This is a genomic window from Nocardia sp. alder85J, from assembly GCF_020176955.2.
Lineage (GTDB): Bacteria > Actinomycetota > Actinomycetes > Mycobacteriales > Mycobacteriaceae > Nocardia.
On the sequence record NZ_JAIUCZ020000006.1, the window covers coordinates 121,832 to 144,971 of the forward strand.

The window sequence follows — 23,140 nt, forward strand, 5'->3', positions numbered from 1 at the left end:
ACCGTGCATCGACGCGGACGCACGCTCGCCGGCGCCGGCGCCGTGGCCGCCACGGCAACCGTGCTCGGATCCGCCCTCGCGGGCGCCGATCCGGGGATGTCCATGCCCGGCGACGGCCTGTATCGGGTCGGTATCGATATCGTGCCGGGCATCTACCAGGCCCCGGGCGCCCCCGATGCGGCGACCGGCTGTTTCTGGCAGCGGCTGTGGCATGTGGCCGACCCCGGCGACGAGACCGATCCGAACCACTACGTCGTGGCCAGCGACTTCACCCGCACCACGCCGGTGCGGGTGCTGGTCAAACCGTCCGATGCCGCCTTCCGGAGCTCCGGATGCGGGGATTGGACGTTGATGCCGGCGCCGCCCGCATCCGGTTCGTCCGGCCCCGGCACCCCGTACGGCAGCGAGTTCTGACACCCGGACAACCTCGCGGACCGCGGTGACGATGCCGCTTCCGGCACAGCCGCCGGGGCCCGATGACGCTCATGTTAGCGCTCACATTCGTCGTGTAGTGTCCGCGTGGTGATCACCACCAGGCGAAAACTGGCCGACGGCCGGGAGATCCTGTACTTCGACGAGACGTCGGTCACCCGGGTCGCGACCGACGATCGTGAACTCCCGCACACCACCACCGCTTCGGAAGCCCGGTTCGATCCCCTGCTCGGCGAATGGGTGGTGTTCGCCTCGCACCGGCAGTCCCGGACCTTCCTGCCGCCGGCCGATCTGTGCCCGCTGTGCCCCTCCACTGCGCAGCGCGCCACCGAGATCCCCGAATCCGGCTATCAGGTGGCGGTTTTCGAGAACCGCTTCCCGTCGCTGTCCACCGCGGCGGCGAATACCGCTGCCACGGTGACGGGTTCACCGCTGACCCCGCTGCGGGACGGGTTCGGCCGGTGTGAGGTGGTGTGTTTCACCAGTGATCACGATTCCTCCTTCGCGCAACTCGATCCGGCGCGGGCCCGGCTGGTGCTCGAGGTCTGGGCGCACCGCAGCGCGGAGCTGGCGGGCCTGGACGGGGTGGCGCAGGTCTTCTGCTTCGAGAACCACGGCGAGGAGATCGGTGTGACGCTGTCGCATCCGCACGGGCAGATCTACGCCTACCCGTTCGTCACGCCGCGGGTGGCGAAGATCTCCGGCAATCTGGCACGGTACCGGAAGGCGCACGGCGGCAACCTCTTCGGCGATCTGCTGGAGACCGAGCGGGCGGCCGGGCTGCGGGTGGTGGCGGCCAACGCGGAGTGGACGGCATTCGTACCGCCGTTCGCCCGCTGGCCCTACGAGGTGCAGGTGTTCCCGCACCGCCGGGTGGCCGACCTCCCCGGCCTCGACGCCGCGCAGCGGGAGGCGTTCGCCACGCTGTACCTGGACGTGCTGGGACGCTTCGCGCACCGCTTCGACACCCCGATGCCGTACATCGCCGCCTGGAATCAGGCGCCGACGGCGAATTCCGGTGCCCCGCGCGAGGATTGGTGGCTACACCTGCAACTGTTCTCGATCCGCCGGGCGGCCGGGAAGCTGAAGTACCTGGCGGGCTCGGAGTCCGGGATGAACGTCTTCATCAGCGACACCACCCCCGAGACGGTGGCCGCGGAACTGCGCGAGGTGTTCCGATGAGCGGGGTGTGGGTGGCTCCGGGCCGGGTCAACATCATCGGTGAGCACACCGACTACAACGGCGGGTACGCGCTGCCGATCGCGCTGCCGCACGTGGTGACCTGCACGGCCGCCGCGACATCCGATGGGCTGGTACGGGTGTCGTCGCGGCAACATCCCGGGGAGGACACCGAGCAGCCGATCACCGGCCTGGCCGCGGCGCAGGTCACCGGCTGGTCCCGGTACCCCCTGGGCGTGGTGCACGAGTACGTCCGGCGCGGGCACGACCTCACCGGCCTCACCCTGGAACTCGACGGCGCCGTCCCGGTCGGCGCGGGCCTGTCGTCCTCGGCGGCGGTGGAATGCGCGGTGGCGGTAGCGATCCGGGATCTGTTCGCGCTGCCGGTCGGCGACGCCGACATCGTCGACATCGGCCGGACCGCGGAGAACTCCTACGTCGGCGCGGCGACCGGCACCCTCGACCAGTCCGCCTCGGTGTTGTGCACGGCCGGGCACGCGCTGTTCCTCGATTTCGGCCGGGACGAGCACGCCCAGGTGCCGTTCGATCTGGCGGCCCGGGACCTGGAACTGCTGGTGGTGGACACCAATACGCCGCATCGGCTGGTGGACGGCGATTACGGTGCGCGCCGGCGGGAATGCGAGGCCGCGGCCGCGGCGCTGGACGTCGCGACACTGGGTGAGATCACCGAGGTCGCGGCGGTGGAACGCCTCGGCGATCCGGTGCTGCGGTGCCGGGCGCGGCACATCGTCTCCGAGAACGCCCGGGTGCTCGCGGTGGTGGCGATGCTGCGCGAGGGCCGGGACCCGCGCGAGATCGGCCCGATCCTCACCGCCGGACACGCCTCGCTGCGCGACGATTTCGCGATCTCCACCCCGCAACTCGACACCGCGGTGGCCGCGGCGCTGGCGGCGGGGGCGCACGGAGCGCGGATGGTCGGGGGTGGATTCGGCGGCAGCATCATCGCGTTGACCGATGCCGAGCGGACCGGACATATCGAATCCCGGATCACCCAGATGTTCCACACGGAAGGTTTTTCACCACCTCGGACCTTCGTCGCCATACCGTCCGCGGGAGCGCACCGAGTATTGTGAACGGTGTTCAGTGACCGAATTCACATCTGTCGGCGACATCGTCGCGAACGCTTTTGTATCGCAACAGAACGAAAGGCATTGCGAATTCAGCGAATTCGCATCACCCAGGTGCACTCACGGATGCAAGTCCGTATGCACGTGCATGGCGGGTTGTGGCCAAAAGTTCGGCTCATCTATAGCAAACATCTTGTTTGCCCTATAAATGCCCGAAAACTCTGGCCAGAAGGTAACTCTGGCAACATATTGGCAATCGCAATGAGCTGGACGAAGTGCCCGAATCGGGTGTGATTGAAGGTACCCTCACCACCGTCCTGGTTTGCAAATCTCGCAAATAGGGGTATCGCAGGATTGAATAGAGAACGTACCGTGGAGCACGATTAGCTCGGCTATCCGCGGGAATACACCTGTCGTAAATCGCCGACTGATCCCCAGGGGGATTCGCTGCGCTTCACGGATTCCCGGCCTGGCATCGTCGCCCGCATACCAGTCACCAATCACCTCGGAGGTACCGATGATCGACCAGAATGCGACTCGCGCCGTGGATCTGAACTGGCGCAAGTCGAGTTTCAGTGGACCGGACGGTAACTGCGTCGAATGTGCCGAGTTGCCCGGCGGCGGTGTGGCCGTCCGCAACAGCAACCACCCCGACGACGGCACGCTGGTGTTCACCCGTGCCGAGCTCTCGGCGTGGATTCTCGGCTGCCGCGCCGGTGAATTCGACGACCTGGCCTGACCGCCCGACGGTCGCGGGCCGGGCGGTGGGGCACGCCGCCCGGCCCGCGACCAGCCACCCCCGACCAGCTGCGCTGCAACCCATTACCTCGGAAGTCATGGCTCGAGCCTGCCCCCATCGGGCAGGCTCGAGCCATGACCGACGACATCGCACTCGACACCGCGGGCACGGAGCTGTTCCATCGCACCATGCCCTACACCGCCCGCCTCGGCATCGAAGTCCTCGCGCACGACGCGTTCGAGGTTCGTAGCCGCCTGGCCTGGGCCGCGGATCTGTGCACACTCGGCGGCGCGCTGCACGGCGGCGTCCTGATGTCGCTGGCCGACGCGACCGCCGCGGTGTGCGCCCACCTCAATCTGCCCGCCGGCGCGCAGGGCACCACGACCGTGGAATCCAAGACGAACTTCCTGCGCGCGGTGCGCTCCGGGCACGCCGTCGCCACCGCCCGCCCGCTGCACGCCGGACGCCGATTCGTGGTGGTGGAGACCGAGATCCGCGACGACGCGGACACCCTGATCGCCAAGGTCACCCAGACCCAGGCGGTGTTGTCGTGACCGCTGGGTCCGGAATGCCCGCGCCGCCCGCCGCGTTGTATCCGGACATGACGAATCGGGCAGGTCGATGACGACGATCGAAGGGACCGTGGCGCCGGGATTCGAGCCGGTACGGGACGCGTTCGCGGCGAATTTCGACAAGGCCGGCGAGGTCGGCGCGGCGGTCGCGGTGTACCGGGACGGACAGCCGGTGGTGGACCTGTGGGGCGGGCAGGCCGATCCGGCCACCGGCCGCCCCTGGCAGCGCGACACGCTGCAACTGGTGTACTCCGCGACCAAGGCGGTGACCGCGACCGCGGCACATCTGCTGGCCCAGCGCGGTGCACTGGACCTGGACGCCCCCGTGGCCCGCTACTGGCCGGAATTCGCCGCCGCCGGCAAGGCCGATGTTCCGGTGCGCTGGCTGCTGTCGCATCGAGCCGGGCTGCCCGCGCTGGACCATCCGGTACCGCTGACCGACGCGCTGGCCTGGGATCCGATGGTCGCGGCGCTGGCCGCGCAACGGCCGCAATGGGATCCGGGCACCGCGCACGGTTACCACGGGCGCACCTTCGGCTGGCTGGTCGGCGAGGTGATCCGGCGGGTGTCCGGCCGATCGCCGGGCCGCTTCGTCGCCGACGAGATCACCGGCCCGTTCGGCATCGACTTCTTCATCGGGCTGCCGGAGCGGGAACGCGGCCGGGTCAGTCGCCTGACCTTCGCGCCGAAACCGGATCTCGCCACCCTCGCACCGGAGGCGGTCCCGGAGTCGTTGCGCCCCATGATCGCCGCCGCCCGGGATCCGCAATCCCTGTTCAATCGGGCCTTCCAGGTCACCGATCCGGCCGATCCGGACTTCGACTCTCCCGAGGTGCAGGCGGCGGAGATACCCGCCAGCAACGGGATCGGCACCGCGCGCGGTCTCGCCCGGCTGTACGCGGCGCTGATCGGCGAGGTGGACGGCCGCCGGCTGCTGACACCCGCCACCCTCGCCGACGCCACCCGCGAACAGGCCACCGGGATCGATCGGGTGCTGCTGATGCCGAGCCGATTCGCCTCCGGATTCATGCTGCCCGGTGAGGGTTTCACCCTCGGCAGTCCCGAATCCTTCGGACATCCCGGGCGCGGCGGTTCGCTCGGCTTCGCCGATCCGGCCCGCGGCCTGGCCTTCGGCTACGTCACCGACTACATCGTCGAGGGCGCGGTGGACCTGCGCGCGGCCGATCTGGTGACGGCGGTGAACGCGGCCTGGACCTGAGCCGTCACACGATGGCCGAGGCCCGCGCGGCGTCCAGTCGCGCCACCGCACGGGCGAATCGGCCCGGCCGGGCGGCCGCGACCACCGCCACATCGGCGACGGTGTCGACATCGGTGAGCACCGGCAGCGGGTCGATGCGACACCCGTAGCGCCGCAACGCCAGCGCCGTCAGCTCGCCGGTGCGCGCGGTCGACATCGGCACCGTGACCAGGATGCTCGCGGCGGCGGGATCGGTGAGCCCCAGCGCCCACCACCCGCCGTCGGCGGCCGGTCCCAGCACCGTGTCCTCGCACGCCAGCAGCCGGGTCGCGCAGTCGGCCAGCAGTTCCGGCCCGGCCTGCGGGGTGTCCATCCCGATCTGCAACACCGGGCGGCCGAAACCGGCGGCATCGGCGTGCGCGTCGGCCAGCCGTTCGCCGAACGAGCCGCCGGACTGCGGGACGACCTCGAAATCGGCCAGCGCCGCGGCGATCTCGTCGGCCCGCTCCGCGCGCGCCAGCTCACCGGTCCACGACACCATCCGATGCCGGATCCCGCTGTCGCGCACCGCCGCCAGCGTGTCCAGCAGCGCCGCCGCTGCCAGCCCCGCCGCCTGCTGTGGCGAGAAGGGCGGTGTCAGACGGGTTTTCGCGAATCCGGCGATCGGCGCCTTGGCGATCACCAGCATCGTGGCATCGATCGGCGTCACAGCACACTCCAGAAGTCCCGCACGGCGATCAGAGTCCCGCGCACCGAACCGGATACCTTCGACACCCCGTGCGTGCGCGGCCGGTAGTCGACATCGCGCTCCACCACCCCCCAGCCCGCCCGCGCCGCGCCGAGCAACAACGCCAGCGGATACCCCGACCGCGGATGCAACGGCCCCAGCGCCAGCAATCGCTCCCGGCGCAGCACCCGGATCGCGGCCAGATCGTGCACCGGCAACCCGTGGCGCCGCCGCAGCACCGCCGCCAGCACCGCATTCCCCGCCCGCGCGTGCCACGGCCACGCCCCCCGCGTCACCGCTCGCCGCCGCCCGGCCACCATGTCGACCCCCGGCCCCAATTCCCCGGCCAGCCGCGGAATCTCCCCCGGATCCAGCGACCCGTCCCCGTCCAGCACCGCCACCAGCTCGGTATCGGCCGCGCACACCCCCGCATGCACGGCCGACCCGTACCCCGGTGTCGGCTCGGCCACCACGGTCACCCCCGCCGCACTCGCCACCGCGGCCGTCTCGTCGGTGGACGCGTTGTCGACGACGATGACCCGATATCCGGCCGGCACGGCGGCCAGCACCCCCGGCAACGCCCCCGCCTCGTTGTGGCACGGAATCACCACGGTGATCTCCGGCCGCGCACATTTCTCGGTCACGCCACCGACCGTAGAACCCCGCCGCCCCCGCGACCCCGCACGAACCGATGACGAAAGTATGACGCCGACCAGCACATTCATCCCAGATGGCAGTGATGGTCCGCTCGGCGCGGGGCGCCGGGCCGGCCTGCGGGGGCGTGACCGGCTGCCGCACCGCAGCCGGGCGATATCCGGATGGCCGACGTGGACCGCGGCCAGTGACGAAAGTGTGACGGCCGGGCCGGGCACGGGCATCGTGGCCGATGAGGCTGGGTGCGCGGCCTAAGGTGAAGCGCGTGCAGCAGGTCGTCACTTCCGCCGACACGCCCCGGCGCACCCGCCACTTCGGGACCGCGGCGTGTACCGCCGCCGCGATGGTGCTGGTCGCGGTGGCGTTCGCGCTACCACAGTGGCGGGGGCAGCAGTGGAGCCGGCAACTGTATGCGGCGGCGGCGCCGATCTTCGGGATCTGGGGGCCGCACATCGGGTGGGGCACCGGGCCCGCGATCGCGATCGCGGTGCTGGTGGTCGTGCTCGGGCCGCAGGCGGCGCGGCGGCTGAGCTGGGGGCGGTTGCTGACGGTGGCGTGGCTGACGTCGGTGGCGTGGACGTTCGCGCTGGCGATGATCGACGGCTGGCAGGTGGGTTTCGCCGGGCGGCTCACCCGGCAGCACGAATACCTGTGGGAGGTCGGCGGAGTCCGCGACATCGGGGTGATGTTGCGCGGATTCTCCTCGCGCATCCTGGATTTCCGGCCGGACTCGTGGACGACACATGTCGCCGGGCATCCGCCGGGGGCATTGCTGACCTTCGTGCTGCTGGATCGGATCGGTCTGCGCGGCGGCGCCTGGGCGGCGTGGCTGTGTGTCCTGGTCGGAGGCAGTGCGGTGGCGGCCGTGGCGGTGGCACTGGACGCCCTCGGCGCGGCCGATCGGGCGCGGGCGGTGCTGCCGTTGCTGGTGCTGGCGCCGGCCGCGGTGTGGGTCGGCGTCTCGGCCGACGGGTTCTTCGCGGGGGTCACGGCCTGGGCGGTGGCGCTGCTGGCCGTCGCGACCCGGCAGCGAGCGGGGTGGCCGGGGGTCGCGCTGGCCTCGGGCCTGTTGTTCGGCTACGGCCTGTATCTCAACTACGGGCTGACCTGTATGGCGATCCCGGCGGCAGCGGTGCTGCTGGCCCGCGGTTTCCGGCCGATGCTCCCGGCGCTGCTGGGGGTGGCGCTGGTGGCGGGCGCGTTCACCGCGGCCGGGTTCTCCTGGCTCGACGGCTATCACCTTGTGGTGCAACGGTATTACCAGGGCATCGCCTCCGAACGGCCGTACTCCTACTGGGTCTGGGGCAATCTGGCGGCCACCGTCTGCGCGGTCGGTCTCGCGACCACGGCCGCACTGCCCGAAGTGGTTCGGGGGCTGAGCCTTCCGGCGCTGCGATGGTGGCGCACCGGCACCGCGGAGCCACCCGACCGGCAGCCCGGCACCGGCATCGCGGCGGCACTCGGCCCACAGCGGGCCCGGGAGATCCCGGCAGCAGCCGACCGGCTGCGGGTCGCGGACATCGCGGCGGCGCCCGGCTCGCCTCCGGTCGTGGGGATCGCGGAGCCGTCCCGCCGGGGGCAGGGCGGGGGTTTCGCCGAGGCGCTCGGACGGTGGCGGGCCGTGGTCGATCCGGCGGCGCTGCTCGCGGCGGCGGGGCTGGTGGCGATTGCCGCGGCCGATCTCAGTGGGCTCAGCAAGGCGGAGACCGAGCGGATCTGGTTGCCGTTCGACGTCTGGCTGCTGGCGGCGACCGCACTGCTGCCGCGGCGCGCGGCGCGGTGGTGGCTGGTCACGCAGGCGGTGGCGGCGCTGCTGCTCAATCATCTGCTGGCGACGAATTGGTGAGGCGGATGCGGATTCTGGTGGCCGACGACGATCCGGTCGTCCGTGAGGTGGTGCGGCGGTATCTGGAGCTGGACGGCCTGGTGGTGGTCGAGGCCGGTGACGGGCCCGATGCCGCGAACATCCTGGGGCGCAACGAGATCGACCTGGCGATCCTGGACGTGATGATGCCGCCGCCGGACGGGGTGGAACTGTGCCGGATGGTCCGCGGCGGCCCGCACCCGCAGACCCCGATCATCCTGCTGACCGCCCTCGGTGAGGAGGAGGATCGGGTGGTGGGATTGCAGGCCGGGGCGGATGATTACGTCGTGAAACCGTTCAGCCCGCGAGAACTGGCGCTGCGGGTGGCCTCGGTGCTGCGCCGGGCCGCGCAGGCCCGGCCCGGCCCCGAGCGGGTGATCCGCAGTGGCGCCGTCGAACTACATCCCGAGGCGCAGGCCGTCCTGGTCGACGAGCGGCGAGTCGAGCTGACCGCCCGCGAATTCGATCTGCTGACCTTCCTGATCGGCCACCCGCACCAGGTGTTCAGCCGCGACGAACTGCTGGAACGGGTGTGGGGCTGGACCTTCGGCGACCATTCCACGGTCACCGTGCACGTCAAACGGTTGCGCGCGAAACTCGGCGCGGCGCATCGGATCGAGACGGTGTGGGGCCGGGGGTACGCCTGGGGCCGCCCGGGGACGGGGGCCGGCGATGCCGCATGACATTCCCGCCCTGATCGCCTACGCGCTGGCCGGATCGGTGCCGGTCACCGCGCTCGGCGCGCTCGCGATGCGGCTCACCCACAATCGCAGCCTCACCACCAGCATGGTGGTGCTGGTACTGATCCCGACCCTGGCCACCCTGACCGGCCTGGTCGCGGTGAGCGGCCTGATGTTCACCCACGAATTGCAGCGCAGCGCACTGGTTCTCGCGGTGGTCACGGCTGTCGCGGTGCCCGCGGCGATCATGCTGGGCCGGGCCCAGGCGCGGAAAACGGTGTGGCAGCGGCAGATGCTGGAACAGGAACGCGCGGCCGAACGCTCCCGGCGCGAACTGGTGGCCTGGGTCAGCCATGATCTGCGCACCCCGCTGGCGGGCATCCTCGCCATGAGCGAGGCGATCGCCGACGGCGTCGTCGACCGCCCCGAAACCCTGGATCGCTATGCGCGCCAGATCGTCCGGGAGACCAACCGGCTGTCGGCCATGGTGGACGACCTGTTCGAGATGTCGAAGATCAACTCCGGCGCCCTCCGGCTCACCCTGGAAACGGTGGACCTGCGCGAACTGATCGACGAGGTCACCGCCGCGACCGTGCCGACGGCCGCCCGCGCGCACGTGGACATCCGTGCCCGCCAACCGGATTCCCCGATCCTGGTGCACGGCAGCGACCGGGCACTGACCCGGGTCATCACCAATCTGGTGGCCAACGCGATCGAGCACACCCCGCCCGGCGGCCGCGTGGACGTCACCACCGGCTGCACCGACGGCCACGCCTGGGCCCGCGTCGACGACACCGGCCCCGGCATCACGGCCACCGACCTGCCGCGCATCTTCGAGGTCGCCTACCGCGGCACCGCCGCTCGCTCCCCCGCCGCCACCGGCATCGGCAGCAACAGCGGCATGGGCCTGGCCATCGCGGCGGGCCTGATCCAGGCCCACCATGGCGAGATCACCGCCCGCAACCGGGACATCGGCTGCCGCTTCGAAATCCGGATCCCGCTGTGGCAACCCTCGGCCCCCGGCCTCCCCCAGCCCGACCGGCAGGCCCCGGCCATCGCCCCCTGAACCACACCACACCTGCCTCGCCCAGCGACGGCCGCCGTCAGCCCGGTCCCACACCGACCGCACGCCATCGACCTCGAACGACCGGCACCGGACCACCGCCGAGCACCGGCCGGTGGCACCGGGAGCCGCCGGCCGAATCCCACCGGCCCGCGCGGACCACCGCCGGGCGGCCACGAACCCGGCGACCCTCACCGCCACTGCGGCGCCCCCACCGCGACCGCGGAACGCAAAGGAGCGGTGGCGAATTCGGCTAGCCCGTCAGCGGGATGGACGGCGGCGGTGAAACCCAGCAGATCGCGCGCGCGATCGGGTGCGGCCACGATGTGCCGGACATCGCCCGGCCGGTATTCGCCGGTGACGAGCGGCGGGGTGCCGCCGTGGGCGCGGGACAGCAGACCGGCCACCTCGAGGATGGTGATCGGCACGCCGGAACAGACGTTGAGGGCGACGAATCCGGGTAACGAGTGGTGCACGGCGGCGACATTGGCGGCAGCCACGTCGCGGACATGCACGAAATCGCGCATCTGCCCGCCGTCCTCGAAAACCCGCGGCGCGGCACCGGCCGCCAGCGCCGATCGGAAGATCGCCGCGACGCCGGAATACGGTGTGTCCCTGGGCATTCCGTCACCGTAGACATTGTGGTACCGGAGCGCGATCACCGCGCCGCCGGTGGCCGCCGCCCAGGCGAGGGCGTAGTTCTCCTGCGCCAGTTTGCTGGCCGCGTACAGGCTGCGCGGCGCGAGCCGGCCGTCCTCACCGATCGGCGCCCAGGCCAACGGCCGTCCGGTGCCGGGGTCGAGGTGATCGAAGCAGCCGCGCTCGAGATCCTCCCGCCGGCGCGGAACCGGTACCGCCTCGGCCGAATCCGCACCACGATAACGACCCTCGCCGTACACGACCATCGACGAGGCCAGCACCAGCCGGCGCACACCCGCCTCGGCCATGGCCGCCAGCAGCACCGCGGTACCGAGATCGTTGTGGCAGGCGTAGGCGGGTGCGTCGGCGGCGTTCACCCCCGCGCCGACCACCGCCGCCTGATGACAGACCACGTCGACGCCGCGCAACAGCCGCGACATCGCCTCGGGGTCCCGCACGTCGGCATGCTGCACCCCCTCCGGCACCGTCGCCGCCGGACCGTGCGCGGCGGCGAGCATGAGGTCCGCCGCGACCACCTCGTCACCGGCGTCGAGCAACGCGTCCCGGATGTGGGACCCGATGAAACCGGCGGCGCCGGTGAGCAATACCCGCATGGCTCAGCAGCCCGCGAAACCGGAGGGATTCATACCCGCGATCCTCCCGCTCGGGCGGACCGGATACCGACCCGAAACGCCGCCGACGCGACAGGGTTCAGACTTCCGTCACAAACTCGGGCCCACGCCGTCCACGGCCCCGGGCGCAGGCAGCGCACCCCGGTGCCGCGAACGAACTCGGCGCCCGGTGCGCCACCGGCCACTCGCGATCGCGACGGCCCGGCGACCGGACCCCGCCATGCCGGGCGGTTCACCACCCGACCATCAGCGTGCGCGGGCCGCGCACGAGCAGGCCGGTCTTCCAAGGGATCTCGCTCGCGGGAACGGCCAGGTGCAATCCCGGGAAGCGGCGCAGCAGCGAGCTCAGCGCCACCTGCAACTCCACCCGGGCCAGTTGTGCGCCGAGGCAGTGGTGGGCCCCGTGACCGAAGGCCACGTGCACATTGGTCTCCCGGGTGAGGTCGAGTCGCTCGGATCCGGCGAAGACGGAGTCGTCGCGGTTGGCGGACTGGATGCTGGCGAACACCGCCTCACCGGCCCGCACGGTCACGCCGCCGAGTTCGACGTCCTCGGTGGCCACCCGGGCGAAGGCGGCGCCACTGCCCAGCTGCACGTAGCGCAGCAGTTCCTCCACGGCGGCGGGCACCGATTCCGGTCGGCGCAGCAGCGACTCCCACCGGTCCGGATCGCTCAGCAGCACATAGGTGAAGTTCGCGATCTGGTTGGCGGTGGTCTCGTGCCCGGCGATCAGGATGGTGACGCCGAGGTTGACCAGTTCGGCCTCGCTGAGCCGGTCCTCGTCGTCCCGGGCGGCGACCAGCGCGCCGTACAGATCGTCGGTGGGCGTCGCGCGGCGGCGAGCCACCAGTTCGGCCAGGTAGTCCTCGAGCGCCGCGCGAGCGGCGACGATCTCCGCCAGCGAATGGGCGGTCGTGGACATCACGGTGTCGGAGAAGTCCCGGAAGCGGTGCTGTTCCTCCGGTGGTACGCCGAGCATCTCGCAGATGACCGTGACCGGCAGCGGCAGCGCCAGCCCCTGCACCAGATCGGCGGGTGAGCCGGTACGTTCGAGGTCGTCGAACAGGTCGTCCACGATCTGCTGTGCGCGGGGCCGCAATTCGGCCACCCGGCGGACGGTGAACGCCTTCGACACCAGCTTGCGCAACCGGCTGTGCTCCGGCGGATCCATACTGAGCAGGGAGTTGGCCCGCGCGGGTTCCGGTGTGGAGCGCGGAATGTCGTCGCGGCCGACGGTCACGGCGCGACTGAAGCGATGGTCCGCGAGGACCTGCCGGACATCCGCGTAGCGGGTGACCAGCCAGCCGTCCCCGCCGTAGGGCAACCGGATGCGCGAAACCGGTTCCTCCTGGCGGAGTGTCGCGAACAGTGGATGAATCTCGAGCTGAACCGGCTCGCCGAAGGGGTAGGGGCGAACCTCGGTGGGGGCGGACATGCGGTCTCCCTTGTCATTACGGACGGCGGGTTCCCTGCCAGGTAAGAAATACTTACCCTGGCTAAGGTATTGCTCGCATCCGCCCCTGTCAATAGCCGAAAGACATTCCAGTGGGCCATCTTTCATTGCGACAAACGCCAAAACAATTTGTTTGCAGACTATTTCGTGAGACACAAGCAGACCGGTCGGCCCGGCAGCTACCGCCGCGCACCCGGCCCACGACAGGCGACCCGCGACAGGCAGCGCCGCGAACAGCGGCGACGACCGACGCGGGTCGCGGAACAGGAAGGGCGAGAAAGTCACCGGGCGCGCCCCCGCCGCGTCGGCGGCGGGAGCGCGCCCGAGGGGAGCGGATCAGAGTTCGGCGATCCGCGGCACCAGATCGGCGGTGCGCTCGACATATTCGACCGGATCGCCGTCGGGCATCAAATCCAGCTGGGTGATACCCAGTCCCGCATAGGCTTCCGCGTTCACCAGGAAGGCATCGGGATCGTCGTAGACCGGGCCCATGTACACGGCGGTCTTGCGGATGGCGTCGTAGTCGCGGCCCTCGGCCTCGCAGTGCCCGCGCAGCACGGCCAGCTTGGCGGACACCTCGTCCGGCGTGGTGGCGAACAGATTGCAGGCGTCGGCGTACCGCGCCACCAGCAGCAGCGTCTTCTTCTCGCCACCGCCGCCGATCAGGATCGGCGGTCGCGGCCGGGTCAGCGGCGCCGGTATGCACAGCGTCTCGGCCAGCTGGTAATGCTCGCCCTTGTAGGGCCCGTTGTTGTCGCTCCACATCTGCAGGCAGATCTGGATCGTCTCCTCCAGCCGCTCGAAGCGCTCGGCCATCGGCACCACGGGCACGCCGAGCCCGACCTGCTCCCGCTCGTACCAGGAAGCGCCGATGCCCAGATGCGCCCGCCCGCCGGACAGCACGTCCAAGGTGGCGACGATCTTGGCCAGCAGGCCCGGATAGCGGTACATGACGCCGGTGACGAGCACACCGAGCTGGATGCGCTCGGTCAGCGCGGCCAGATAGCCGAGGGTGGTGTACGCCTCCAGCATGGGTTCCTCGGCCCGGCCGCGGAGTTCCATCTGGAAGTAGTGGTCCATCACGGTCAGCCCCGCGAAGCCCGCCTGTTCGGCGTGGCGCGCGGCGGTGCCGAGCGTGGTGGCGATCCGAGCGGGATCGGCGGGGGTGGAGAAGTTCCAGTAGTGCAGGCTCAGGTCCATGGGGCAGCTCCTCGGGGGCAGAGGGATGACCTTCCGGATGGCCACCCTATCGGGCTGCGGGATACCACCCGACGGCGGGACGAATCGGACGCTAGGAACTACGCTCCGCCGCCGCCTCGTCGTAATCTGCTCGGGCGGTCGTGATTTCACCGATATGCGCGTACGCCCAGCCGCGCAGCACCGCCACCGCCGCGCAGAGACCGCGCCCGAGCGGGGTCAGCGTGTACTCGACGGTGACCGGCACCGTGGCATACACCCGGCGGGTCACGATGCCGTCACGCTCGAGGGCGCGCAGCGTCTGGGTGAGCATCTTCTGCGTGATGCCCTCGATGCGGCGTCGCAACTCCGAGAACCGCTGGGTGCCGGGCTCGAGCGCGAGCAGCACCAGCCCGGTCCACCGCTCCCCGATCCGATCGAACACCTGCCGGCTCGGACAGTCGACACTGAACACATCCCACGCGGGCACGTCCGCTACCTCGATGGTTTCCACGAGGTACCTATACCACCATTTACTGCCTTCTTCCATCGGTATACCAGCCCACCTAGTCTTCGAAGCAGCACGGAAACCGCGGTAGACGCACCGAAGACTCTGCGGGACAACAGTTTCGGAGGAAGACATGAAGGCATGGGCAGCAACCGGAGACGACCGGGTGATCGCGCCGGTCGAGATCGCCGAGCCGATTCCGGCGGCGCACGAGGCGGTCCTCGAGGTCGAGGCGTACTCGGTGGACCGCGGCGACTGGTTCGCCCTCACCGGCGTCTACGGCGAACCCTCGGCCGCCGGCACGATTCCGGGTCAGGACGTGGCCGGCCGGGTGGTGGCCGCGGCCACTGACGGCACCGGCCCGGCCGTGGGCGAGCGCGTGGTGGCGCACGCCCCCGGCGGCGGCTGGGCGGAGCGGGTCGCGGTACCGACCACCGCGATCGCGGCACGGCCACCACGGATTCCGGCCACGGTCGCGGCCACGCTGCCGCTGGCGGGGCTCACCGCGCTGCGGCTGCTGCGCCGCACCGGCGACCTCCGCGGCCGCCGGCTGCTGATCACCGGCGCCTCCGGCGGCGTCGGGCACCTGGTGGTGGAGCTGGCCGTCGCGGCCGGCGCCGACGTCACCGCCGTGACCGCGACTGCGGAACGAGGACAACGACTGGCCGAATTCGGCGCCCGGATCGTGCACGACCTCACCACGGCCGCCGGACCGTTCGACGTGGTGCTGGAATCGGTCGGCGGCGACACCTTCACCGCGGCGCTGGATCGGCTCGCGCCGGGCAGCACGATCGTCTGGTTCGGGCAGGCGAGCCGGGAGCCGGTGCGGCTGGACTTCTTCCGGCTGTTCGCGGCCACCCCGGTCACCGTGCACCACTTCGCACACTGGATCTCGGACACCACCGACGCCGCGGACCTCACCGAACTGGTGGATCTGGTCGGCACGGGCGCCCTGCACCCGGAGCTGGGCCGCGTCGCCGATTGGGCCGACACCCCCACCGTGCTGACCGACCTCGCCGCGCGCCGCATCCGCGGCAACGCGGTCCTCACCCGCTGACCACCACGACACTTCCACCTGAAAGGGTTATGACCATGAGCACCACCGAACAGACCCGGACCGTCGTGCGGAACTACGTCGCCGCCCTCAGCGGCGGCGAGGCCGCCGAACGCCGCGCCGAATTCTTCGCCCCCGACGCCACCTGGACCTTGATCGGCGATCTGCCCACCTCCGGCACCTGGAAGGGCCCGGACCAGATCTTCGAGGGCTTCCTGCCCATCATGCTCGCCCGCTTCGACCTGACGAAACCGCTCGGCCAGGAACTGCGCACGCTGATCGCCGACGGCGACCACGCGGTGGCCGAATGGACCACGCGCGCCACCACCGTCGACGGTACGGAGTACGCCAACGATGTGGTCATCGTCTTCCGGGTCGCCGACGGCCGCATCGCCGAGGCGCGCGAGTACTTCGACACCCGCTACGCGAGCCGAATCCTGTTCGGGCAGTGACGGACCCGGGCGGACCGGCCGCGCCGTGACCGACCCACGACGCGGCTGGATTCACCGCGCGCCGGCCGGTCCCCCGCGCCGGGCCCGCCTACCGGGGTGTGATCCGGCCCGCCGCCACCAGCACCCGGTAGGCCGCCGCCTTGCGGGGGCAGTCCGCGACCGCGCACTCCAGATGCTCCTGCATGGTGCGGTGGGCCTCCGGGATGTCGGGTGCGCACGCCGGCGCGCTGTGCGGGATCAGCAGCACCGGCGGGGCGAGTTCCGGGGCGGTGATCTCGGCGAGCAGCCGCTGCCGGATCTCGGCGACGCTGCGTCCGGTCGAAATGTGATGCGGGCGGCGGCTCATCGCCACCGTACCCAGGGCGCCGATCAGGACGAGAGCGGCGCCGGAGACCTCCCAGCCGGTCATCGTATTGTCCTCACTACCTCTGCCGTGTGTCGGAATCTTCCTGTCGTGGAGGTACTTCGGGTGTCACGAGGGTGCCGGCGCCAGATGCACCGACACATCGGCGACGGCCACCCGGGCCGCCACGATTCGACCGGCCAACTCCCGCCCCGCGGAGTCGTCGGAGGTCCAGACGCTGGCGACCGGGCCGCACGGATCGTTGAGCAGCGGCAGCGCCTGGTCGGCCGTCGCCACCCGCATCACCGGCAGCACCGGGCCCAGGGTCTGCTGGGTCAGGATGCTCATCCCCGGATCGACGTCCGCCAGCACGGTCGGCTCGAAGGTGTGGTCGTGGCCCGAACCACCGGCGCGTAGCGACGCGCCCTTGGCGCGGGCGTCGCGCACCTGCTCGTGGATGTGCCGCACGTGCGCGGCCGAGGTCATCACCTCGGCGGGCTCCCCCGCCTCGGCGGCACAGCCGGCCACCTCGGCCGTCAGCCGCTCCAGAAATGCGTCATAGCAGGCGGATTCGACGAACACCCGCTCGATGCTGTGACAGCTCTGCCCGCACTCGGCCAGCCCGCCGACCGCGATGCCGGTGGCCGCCCGGTCCAGATCGGCGTCGGCGAGGACCAGCGCCGACGACTTGCCGCCGAGCTCGAGCCGGCACGGCACCAGCCGGGTGGCCGCTCGCAGCGCGACCATCCTGCCGGTCTCCGGGGAGCCGGTGAAGTGCACGTAGTCGACGGTGTCGACGACCGCCGGACCGGCGGCGCGGCCGACCACGAATTCCAGCACCGGTGGCGCGCCGAGTTCCGCCCAGCCGCCCACCAGCGCCCGCACCGTCAGCGGAGTCACCGACGACGGCTTCACCACCACCGCCGACCCGGCCATCAGCGCCGGGATCGCGTCGAACACGGTGACCGCCAGCGGATGCGTCCACGGCGCGAGAACCCCCACCACCGGACACGGACGGTAGGCGATCGCCAGATGCAGCGACACGCTCGGCAGTGCGTGCGGGCGCGGGCGGTGCCCGTCGAGGAATTCGGCCCCGTGCGTACGGTGGTAGTCGATCGCGTCGAGGCAGAGTTGGAACTCCCGCATCGCGGCAGCAATCGGTTTGCCGGTCTCCGCGGCGAACAACTCCACCAGTCGCTGCCGGTTGGCCGGCAACCAGTCGCGGAACCGGCTGATCCACCGGGCCCGGCCCACCACACCCAGCGCCCGCCACTCGATCTGCGCCGCGCGCAGGTCGGTGACCAGCGCACGAACTCGATCCGGGGTGTGCATCGGCAAGGTGCCGAGCACCCGGCCGTCGGCGGGGGCGGCCACGGTGATCCAGGCGTTCCTGGCAGCGGGCGAATGCGTGAACGGCATGCGAGTACTCACTCCAGGGGGGTGCGGGGAAAGAGTTACTGCCACATCATGATCGAGCGCTCGAGGTCCCGGGCGGACGATGCTCCCGGCGCGACGGGTACGCCGATCATGTTGCGGCACAGAGAAACCGTATGGCTAACGGACATCCGGCAACCAGTGCGCATTGGGACAGAAATATGTGAATTTGGGACGCTCTCAGCAAACTCACCGCGACGAAAGCGTACCGCGAATGTGCCATGATCACAGCGGATTCCCAGCGAAGTCCGGGCGAAGTCTGCGACCATTTCGGGGTGGACGACGCCACGCTCACCAATCCGTCCGCCCGCCTGCGCTCCATCGCGGGCGCCGCGCTGCTGGTCGAATTCGCGCAGTCACGAGGGATGGCCGCGCCGGCGATCCTGCGCGGCACCGCAATCCACGAGGCACTGCTGCACGATCCGCGCGCCGAGATCACCTACGCGCAGGAACTGGTCCTGCTGCGCAACATCGTCACGGGCACGGACGACGAACCGGGCCTCGGGCTGATGGCGGGGCTGATGTGTCATCCGCCGTCGCTGGGGGTGCTCGGCTTCGCGATGATGTCCAGCCCGACGGTGCGGCACGCCGCCGAGGTCGCGCTGCGTTACGGCGACATGTGGTTCACCTTCGCGCCGCACCGGCTCGAGGAGCACGGCGACATGTTCCGGGTGGTCCGCGACGACAGCGTGCTCCCGCCGGATCTGCGCCGCTTCGCGCTGGAGCGCGACGTCGCGGCGATCTCGACCATCCAGCAGGACATCATGTCGATGCGACTGCCGATCCTGGCGGTGCACGTCACCGTCGCCGCGCATCCGATCTACGAGATGTTCGCGACCCTGCTCGGCGTCGAGGCCATCGAATTCGACGCCCGGCAGACGGTGCTGATCGGCAAGCGCGCCACCCTCGACCTGCCGCTGCCCAGCGGCAACCTCGCCACCTCACGGTTCTACGAACAACAATGTGTCGACCTGATCCAGCGCCGCCGCAGCCGCGACGGGATCAGCAGCCGGGTGCGTGAACTACTGGTCCGCCGCGGCGGTATCGCCGACCAGTCACACATCGCCGCCGATCTCGACCTGTCGGTGCGCACGCTGCGCCGCCGGCTCGCCGACGAGGGCACCACCTACCGCGAATTGTCCAGCGAGACAATCGGAATGCTCGCCGAGGAGCTGCTCACCGCCGGGCTCACGGTGGAACACGTGGCCGGGCGGCTCGGCTACTCCAGCACCTCGGCGTTCACCTCGGCATTCCGGGCGTGGAAAGGCCAGTCCCCCGGGCACTTCGCGCGCACCCATCGCGGCCGGGTGTCGACCGAGGTGTAGCGCAGCGATTTCCGGCACACACCGGCCGCGATTCTGGGACGATGGCCGGATGGACGACGCCAGGCCCCTGGACCGGTTCGCCCGCCTGCGCTCCATCAGCGGCGCGGCACTGCTCGCCGATTTCGCCGAGTCCCGCGGCCTGACACGGGAAACGATCCTGCGGGACACCGGCATTCGAGGGACCCAGCTGCGCGAGCCCGATCCGGAGATCACCTTCGGTCAGGAGATCACGTTGCTGCGCAACGTCGTTCACGGTGTGCACGACGAACCGGGCCTGGGTCTGATGGCCGGAATGATGTGCCACCCCACCCGGCTGGGCGTGCTCGGCTTCGCGATCATGACCAGCCCCACCATGCGGCACGCCGCCGAGGTCGGGCTGCGCTACGGCGACAGCTGGGTCACCTACGGCACCCATCGTTTCGAGCTACGCGGCGACGAGTATCGGATCACCCGCGACGACAGCATGGTCCCCGCCGACCTGCGGCGGTTCGCGCTGGAACACGATTTCGCGGCGATCGCCACCGTCACCCAGGACATGATGCAGACCCGGCTGCCGCTGGTGCAGGCGCGGATCACCATCGATCCGCACCCCATCTACGAGATGTTCGCAACCCTGCTCGGCGTCGACCGGCTGGACTTCTCCGCGGCGCAGTCCGCGCTGATCGGCAAGGCGAGCACCCTCGATCAGCCACTACCGCAGGGCAGCGCGGCCACCGCCCGCTTCTACGAACAGCAGTGCGCGGACATCCTGCAACGCCGCCGCGGCCGCATCGGCATGAGCGAGCGGGTGCGGCAGTTGCTGATCCGCCGGGGCGGCGTCGCCGACCAGACCCATATCGCCGCCGATCTCGACCTCTCGGTGCGCACCCTGCGCCGCCGGCTCGCCGACGAGGGCACCACCTACCGCGAGCTGTCCAACGAGACCATCGGCATGCTGGCCGAGGAACTGCTCACCGCCGGGCTCACCGTCGAGCATGTCGCCACCCGGCTCGGCTATTCCAGCGTCTCCGCCTTCGCCGCCGCCTTCCGCGCCTGGAAGGGGCAGTCACCGGGACAGTTCGCCCGGCTGCATCGCGGGCGGATCACCAACGGCGCCTGAGCGTACTCGGGCCGAGAGTGGCCCAATTGATACTGGCTAACTATTCGCTATGCAATATTCTCGAATTAGTCTGCCAACATGACCACCAGCAATCACACAGCCAACACAATGTACGAGGGTCCGTTGCATTCGTTGGCCCGCAGCGCCTGGCAGTCGCTGCTCGTCATCGGAGTGCTGTCGGTCGTGGTGGGCATCCTGGCCCTGGTCTGGCCGGGGCCGACCCTCGCGGTCGCCGGGGTGCTGTTCGGTGTCTACCTGCTGATCTCCGGCATCCTGCAACTGGTCGCGGCCTTCGGGCCGCACGTCAGCGCGGGCTGGCGGATTCTGTCGCTGGTCAGCGGCATCCTGTCGTTCATCCTGGCCTTCTTCGCCTTTCGCGACATCGGCGCCTCGATCGTGCTGCTGGCGCTGTGGATCGGCATCAGCTGGCTGTTCCGCGGGATCACCGTGACGGCGGGCAGCATCGAGGCGCCGCACGGGCTGCCCGGCCGGGGCTGGTCGATCTTCTACGGGCTGATGCTGCTGATCGGCGGCATCGCGCTGGTGGTATGGCCGATCCACGCGATCGCCACCCTCACCCTGGTGGCGGGCTGGTGGCTGATCTTCATGGGCATCATGGAGGTCGTCTACGCCTTCCAGGTCCGCAACGGCGCCAAGGCCGTACCGGGCCGGCTGTAGTCCCGATGGAGCGGATCCTGCAGCTCGGGCTGGCGTTCCAGGCTTCCCGCACGCTGCTGAGCGCCGTCGAGCTGGATGTGTTCACCGCGCTCGCGGACGGCCCGCTGCCGCTGGATCCGCTACGCGACTGGGTGGGCCTGCACCCGCGGGCCGCGCGCGACTTCCTGGACGCGCTGGTCGCCCTGGGCATGCTGCACCGCAACGGCGGGCTCTACAGCAACACCACCGAGAGCGCCCGCTACCTGAACCGGAAATCACCGGACTACCTCGGCGGCTACCTGGAGATGGAGGCCGAGCGCGGCTACTTGCACTGGGGTCACCTCACCGAGGCCCTGTGCACCGGCCGGCCGCAGAACGAGATCAAGGAGGGCGGCGACTTCTTCGCCACCCTCTACAGCGACGGTCAGGCCCTGCGCGGCTTCCTCCAGGCGATGACCGGACTGTCGCGGCCCAGCGCCGTCGCGCTGGCGACCGGCTTCCCGTGGGAGGAGCGCGACTGCGTCGCCGACATCGGCACCGCCCAGGGCGAATTCCTGCGTGTGGTGCTGGACGAGCATCAGCGGCTGCGCGGGATCGGCTTCGATCTGCCGGTCGTCGAGCCGATCTTCACCGATCATCTGGGGCCGCTCACCGCGCGGGCCGCCTTCGTGCCCGGCGATTTCCTGCACGATCCGCTGCCCACCGCGGATGTGCTGGTCTTCGGGCACATCCTGCACTCCTGGGATCCCGGGACCCGCGGGATGCTGCTGCGGAAGGCCTACGACGCGGTGCCGGAGGGCGGATCGGTGATCGTCTACGACACCCTCGTCGACGACGGCCGCCGCACCAACGCGCACGCCCTGCTCAACAGCCTCACCATGCTCATCGAGACCGCGCACGGCTCCGGCTACACCCTCACCGAATGCCGGAACTGGATGGCGGAGGCCGGATTCGGCGCGGTCTACGCCCAGCGGCTGACCGGTACCGAATCGATGGTGTGCGGCACCAAACTCCCCCGCGCCCGGGCGGCGCGCGACGCCACCCGGGCGATGGTCCCGGATCAGGGGCGGCAGGGCGCCGACTGAGCGGAGCCGCCGACGCGGCCGGCCACGCCGCGGGGCAACAGCACCCCGTACAGCGAGACGTCCAGGAAACAGATGTAGGAGCTGGCGTAGGCGCCCGTGCCGGCGGCCCGGCCGCCGTCGGCGAGCAGATTCGGCAGATCCACCGCGGCCCGGTCGAGCGCGGCGCCGTTGGCCAGCACCAGGGTGAGGGTGTCGCGCACCAGCAGTTGCGTACTCGCCAGCCGGGGCCGCACCCCGGCCACCGCGGCCACGGCGGTGGCGGTGTCGTCCGCGATCCGCAGCATCGCCGATTCCAATTCCCGGCCCTGCCGGTACAACCCGTCGACCAGGGTCCGGGTCTGCGCGGCCAGCGTCGCCAATTCGTCGCCGTGCCGGGCCAATCCGGACATCACCGCGGACAGGCTCTCGATCAGTTCGGTGAGCACCACGTCGCGGCGCTGGAAATCGGTGGCCAGCGCCGCGGTCTCGCTGATCAGTGCGCCGAGGGCGACACCGTCGCCCTGTAGCGCTCTGATCAGGGTGTCGGCCAGCGCGTTCACCTGCCGTGCGGTGAGGGTGGCGAACAGCGGCCGGAATCCGGTGAGCAGCGCGGACAGATCATAGGACGGCTCGGTCCGGGCGAGCGGGATCTCCGCGCCGGGCGGCAGCGGGCGCGGGTCGGATCCGGCCGTCAGCGCGATGTAGCGACGGCCGAGCAGATCCTGGAAACGGATCAGCGCCTTGGTGTCCGCCGGTAGCCGCTGCGCGCGTTGCAGCCGGAAGGTCACGCGTGCAACGGGTCTGCCCGACTCCCGGGCCAGGCCGATGCGGTCGACCCGGCCGACCCGTACCCCGGCGATGCGGATGTCGTCGCGCACCCGCAGTCCGAGCACGTCGGTGAAGACGGCGGTGTGCTCCACGGTGTCTCCGGGCATCTCGTGGGCGAGGGTGTCCCAGATCAGGCCGGTCGCCAGGATTCCGGCGAGGGCGAAGGCGCCCACGCCGAGCAACGGGCGACGCAGACTGCGGCTCGGCAAATGATTCCCTCTCGTCAGCTGTTGTTTTTATAAAACATTTGCAATTCCTTGGTGATCGGATGGTGAGAGTA

The 23,140-nt window shown here is 70.5% G+C and carries 24 protein-coding genes; 15 read left to right on the top strand and 9 right to left on the bottom strand.

Going from position 1 to position 23,140, the window contains the following annotated elements; all coding sequences use genetic code 11:
* Positions 1-3: 3 nt before the first annotated feature.
* The 6 genes from LBW94_RS23685 (at position 4) to LBW94_RS23710 (ending at position 5,229) form a co-directional block, all read left to right on the top strand.
* The gene (locus LBW94_RS23685; RefSeq protein ID WP_225062212.1) at positions 4-414 is read left to right on the top strand and encodes a hypothetical protein; all 411 of its coding nucleotides are present in this window, start codon (positions 4-6) and stop codon (positions 412-414) included.
* 129 nt (positions 415-543) lie between these two features.
* Positions 544-1,614, top strand: a complete 1,071-nt coding sequence (gene galT, locus LBW94_RS23690) for a galactose-1-phosphate uridylyltransferase (RefSeq protein ID WP_225062224.1) — start codon at positions 544-546, stop codon at positions 1,612-1,614.
* Positions 1,611-2,705, top strand: coding sequence for a galactokinase (gene galK, locus LBW94_RS23695; protein ID WP_225062211.1), 1,095 nt, complete (start codon positions 1,611-1,613; stop codon positions 2,703-2,705). Before galT ends, galK begins: the two co-directional genes overlap by 4 nt.
* Before the next feature lie 511 nt (positions 2,706-3,216).
* On the top strand, positions 3,217-3,438 hold the full coding sequence (locus LBW94_RS23700; protein WP_225062210.1) for a DUF397 domain-containing protein: 222 nt from the start codon (positions 3,217-3,219) through the stop codon (positions 3,436-3,438).
* Positions 3,439-3,572: 134 nt separating this feature from the next.
* A complete protein-coding gene (locus tag LBW94_RS23705) occupies positions 3,573-3,992 on the top strand; it encodes a PaaI family thioesterase (protein ID WP_225062209.1) in 420 nt (139 codons plus the stop codon).
* Between the two features lie 67 nt (positions 3,993-4,059).
* A complete protein-coding gene (locus tag LBW94_RS23710; RefSeq protein ID WP_225062208.1) occupies positions 4,060-5,229 on the top strand; it encodes a serine hydrolase domain-containing protein in 1,170 nt (389 codons plus the stop codon).
* A gap of 4 nt (positions 5,230-5,233) precedes the next feature.
* Here the strand turns inward: LBW94_RS23710 and LBW94_RS23715 are convergent, their stop codons facing one another.
* Both LBW94_RS23715 and LBW94_RS23720 read right to left on the bottom strand, forming a co-directional pair.
* Complete coding sequence (locus LBW94_RS23715) at positions 5,234-5,917, bottom strand: TIGR04282 family arsenosugar biosynthesis glycosyltransferase (protein ID WP_225062207.1); 684 nt, start codon at positions 5,915-5,917, stop codon at positions 5,234-5,236.
* On the bottom strand, positions 5,914-6,579 hold the full coding sequence (locus LBW94_RS23720; protein ID WP_225062206.1) for a glycosyltransferase family 2 protein: 666 nt from the start codon (positions 6,577-6,579) through the stop codon (positions 5,914-5,916). The genes LBW94_RS23715 and LBW94_RS23720 overlap by 4 nt, the downstream gene beginning before the upstream one ends.
* 353 nt (positions 6,580-6,932) lie before the next feature.
* On the opposite strand from LBW94_RS23720, the gene LBW94_RS23725 reads away from it, so the two are divergent.
* From LBW94_RS23725 to LBW94_RS23735, 3 genes are read left to right on the top strand one after another with little or no spacing between them, the layout of a single operon-like run.
* Entirely contained in the window at positions 6,933-8,435 is a 1,503-nt protein-coding gene (locus LBW94_RS23725; protein WP_225062223.1) for a hypothetical protein, read from the top strand.
* A 5-nt stretch (positions 8,436-8,440) separates the two neighbouring features.
* Positions 8,441-9,136, top strand: a complete 696-nt coding sequence (locus LBW94_RS23730) for a response regulator transcription factor (RefSeq protein ID WP_225062205.1) — start codon at positions 8,441-8,443, stop codon at positions 9,134-9,136.
* A complete protein-coding gene (locus LBW94_RS23735) occupies positions 9,126-10,199 on the top strand; it encodes a sensor histidine kinase (protein WP_225062204.1) in 1,074 nt (357 codons plus the stop codon). The genes LBW94_RS23730 and LBW94_RS23735 overlap by 11 nt, the downstream gene beginning before the upstream one ends.
* Before the next feature lie 188 nt (positions 10,200-10,387).
* On the opposite strand, the gene LBW94_RS23740 is transcribed toward LBW94_RS23735, so the two are convergent.
* The 4 genes from LBW94_RS23740 to LBW94_RS23755 all read right to left on the bottom strand — a co-directional run bounded on the left by LBW94_RS23740 (position 10,388) and on the right by LBW94_RS23755 (position 14,646).
* Entirely contained in the window at positions 10,388-11,449 is a 1,062-nt protein-coding gene (locus tag LBW94_RS23740; protein ID WP_225062203.1) for an NAD-dependent epimerase/dehydratase family protein, read from the bottom strand.
* A gap of 250 nt (positions 11,450-11,699) precedes the next feature.
* Positions 11,700-12,902 carry a cytochrome P450 gene (locus LBW94_RS23745; protein WP_225062202.1) on the bottom strand — a complete coding sequence of 401 codons (1,203 nt, stop codon included), beginning with the start codon at positions 12,900-12,902 and terminating at the stop codon, positions 11,700-11,702.
* A 354-nt stretch (positions 12,903-13,256) separates the two neighbouring features.
* Positions 13,257-14,120 (bottom strand): LLM class F420-dependent oxidoreductase, encoded by an 864-nt coding sequence (locus LBW94_RS23750; RefSeq protein ID WP_225062201.1) that lies wholly within the window; start codon positions 14,118-14,120, stop codon positions 13,257-13,259.
* 91 nt (positions 14,121-14,211) lie between these two features.
* Complete coding sequence (locus tag LBW94_RS23755) at positions 14,212-14,646, bottom strand: winged helix-turn-helix transcriptional regulator (protein ID WP_225062200.1); 435 nt, start codon at positions 14,644-14,646, stop codon at positions 14,212-14,214.
* Between the two features lie 91 nt (positions 14,647-14,737).
* Between LBW94_RS23755 and LBW94_RS23760 the strand changes: the two genes are divergently transcribed.
* Together LBW94_RS23760 and LBW94_RS23765 are read left to right on the top strand one after the other, a co-directional pair.
* Positions 14,738-15,661, top strand: coding sequence for a zinc-binding dehydrogenase (locus LBW94_RS23760; protein ID WP_225062199.1), 924 nt, complete (start codon positions 14,738-14,740; stop codon positions 15,659-15,661).
* A 35-nt stretch (positions 15,662-15,696) separates the two neighbouring features.
* The gene (locus LBW94_RS23765; protein ID WP_225062198.1) at positions 15,697-16,110 is read left to right on the top strand and encodes a nuclear transport factor 2 family protein; all 414 of its coding nucleotides are present in this window, start codon (positions 15,697-15,699) and stop codon (positions 16,108-16,110) included.
* 88 nt (positions 16,111-16,198) lie between these two features.
* On the opposite strand, the gene LBW94_RS23770 is transcribed toward LBW94_RS23765, so the two are convergent.
* On the bottom strand, positions 16,199-16,519 hold the full coding sequence (locus tag LBW94_RS23770) for a hypothetical protein (RefSeq protein WP_225062197.1): 321 nt from the start codon (positions 16,517-16,519) through the stop codon (positions 16,199-16,201).
* Positions 16,520-16,582: 63 nt separating this feature from the next.
* A complete protein-coding gene (locus LBW94_RS23775) occupies positions 16,583-17,872 on the bottom strand; it encodes an aldehyde dehydrogenase family protein (RefSeq protein WP_225062196.1) in 1,290 nt (429 codons plus the stop codon).
* Positions 17,873-18,162: 290 nt separating this feature from the next.
* Here LBW94_RS23775 and LBW94_RS23780 point away from each other — a divergent pair, with 290 nt between their 5' ends.
* The 4 genes from LBW94_RS23780 to LBW94_RS23795 all read left to right on the top strand — a co-directional run bounded on the left by LBW94_RS23780 (position 18,163) and on the right by LBW94_RS23795 (position 22,053).
* Positions 18,163-19,212: an AraC family transcriptional regulator gene (locus tag LBW94_RS23780; protein ID WP_225062195.1), complete on the top strand. Its 1,050-nt coding sequence runs from the start codon at positions 18,163-18,165 to the stop codon at positions 19,210-19,212.
* A 49-nt stretch (positions 19,213-19,261) separates the two neighbouring features.
* Entirely contained in the window at positions 19,262-20,311 is a 1,050-nt protein-coding gene (locus LBW94_RS23785) for an AraC family transcriptional regulator (RefSeq protein ID WP_225062194.1), read from the top strand.
* Positions 20,312-20,389: 78 nt separating this feature from the next.
* Positions 20,390-20,989 carry an HdeD family acid-resistance protein gene (locus tag LBW94_RS23790; RefSeq protein ID WP_225062193.1) on the top strand — a complete coding sequence of 200 codons (600 nt, stop codon included), beginning with the start codon at positions 20,390-20,392 and terminating at the stop codon, positions 20,987-20,989.
* A 5-nt stretch (positions 20,990-20,994) separates the two neighbouring features.
* Positions 20,995-22,053 carry an acetylserotonin O-methyltransferase gene (locus LBW94_RS23795; RefSeq protein WP_225062192.1) on the top strand — a complete coding sequence of 353 codons (1,059 nt, stop codon included), beginning with the start codon at positions 20,995-20,997 and terminating at the stop codon, positions 22,051-22,053.
* Here the strand turns inward: LBW94_RS23795 and LBW94_RS23800 are convergent.
* Positions 22,029-23,069, bottom strand: a complete 1,041-nt coding sequence (locus LBW94_RS23800) for an MlaD family protein (RefSeq protein ID WP_225062191.1) — start codon at positions 23,067-23,069, stop codon at positions 22,029-22,031. The genes LBW94_RS23795 and LBW94_RS23800 overlap by 25 nt on opposite strands.
* Positions 23,070-23,140: the final 71 nt, after the last annotated feature.

What these genes read in the sequence shown, in the direction of transcription:
- galK (WP_225062211.1), top strand. Translation starts at nt 1,611, where the DNA reads ATGAGCGGGGTGTGGGTGGCTCCGGGCCGGGTCAACATCATCGGTGAG.
- LBW94_RS23700 (WP_225062210.1), top strand. Translation starts at nt 3,217, where the DNA reads ATGATCGACCAGAATGCGACTCGCGCCGTGGATCTGAACTGGCGCAAG.
- LBW94_RS23705 (WP_225062209.1), top strand. Translation starts at nt 3,573, where the DNA reads ATGACCGACGACATCGCACTCGACACCGCGGGCACGGAGCTGTTCCAT.
- LBW94_RS23710 (WP_225062208.1), top strand. Translation starts at nt 4,060, where the DNA reads ATGACGACGATCGAAGGGACCGTGGCGCCGGGATTCGAGCCGGTACGG.
- LBW94_RS23725 (WP_225062223.1), top strand. Translation starts at nt 6,933, where the DNA reads ATGGTGCTGGTCGCGGTGGCGTTCGCGCTACCACAGTGGCGGGGGCAG.
- LBW94_RS23730 (WP_225062205.1), top strand. Translation starts at nt 8,441, where the DNA reads ATGCGGATTCTGGTGGCCGACGACGATCCGGTCGTCCGTGAGGTGGTG.
- LBW94_RS23735 (WP_225062204.1), top strand. Translation starts at nt 9,126, where the DNA reads ATGCCGCATGACATTCCCGCCCTGATCGCCTACGCGCTGGCCGGATCG.
- LBW94_RS23740 (WP_225062203.1), bottom strand. Translation starts at nt 11,449, where the DNA reads ATGCGGGTATTGCTCACCGGCGCCGCCGGTTTCATCGGGTCCCACATC.
- LBW94_RS23745 (WP_225062202.1), bottom strand. Translation starts at nt 12,902, where the DNA reads ATGTCCGCCCCCACCGAGGTTCGCCCCTACCCCTTCGGCGAGCCGGTT.
- LBW94_RS23750 (WP_225062201.1), bottom strand. Translation starts at nt 14,120, where the DNA reads ATGGACCTGAGCCTGCACTACTGGAACTTCTCCACCCCCGCCGATCCC.
- LBW94_RS23755 (WP_225062200.1), bottom strand. Translation starts at nt 14,646, where the DNA reads ATGGAAGAAGGCAGTAAATGGTGGTATAGGTACCTCGTGGAAACCATC.
- LBW94_RS23760 (WP_225062199.1), top strand. Translation starts at nt 14,738, where the DNA reads ATGAAGGCATGGGCAGCAACCGGAGACGACCGGGTGATCGCGCCGGTC.
- LBW94_RS23765 (WP_225062198.1), top strand. Translation starts at nt 15,697, where the DNA reads ATGAGCACCACCGAACAGACCCGGACCGTCGTGCGGAACTACGTCGCC.
- LBW94_RS23770 (WP_225062197.1), bottom strand. Translation starts at nt 16,519, where the DNA reads ATGACCGGCTGGGAGGTCTCCGGCGCCGCTCTCGTCCTGATCGGCGCC.
- LBW94_RS23775 (WP_225062196.1), bottom strand. Translation starts at nt 17,872, where the DNA reads ATGCCGTTCACGCATTCGCCCGCTGCCAGGAACGCCTGGATCACCGTG.
- LBW94_RS23785 (WP_225062194.1), top strand. Translation starts at nt 19,262, where the DNA reads ATGGACGACGCCAGGCCCCTGGACCGGTTCGCCCGCCTGCGCTCCATC.
- LBW94_RS23790 (WP_225062193.1), top strand. Translation starts at nt 20,390, where the DNA reads ATGACCACCAGCAATCACACAGCCAACACAATGTACGAGGGTCCGTTG.
- LBW94_RS23795 (WP_225062192.1), top strand. Translation starts at nt 20,995, where the DNA reads ATGGAGCGGATCCTGCAGCTCGGGCTGGCGTTCCAGGCTTCCCGCACG.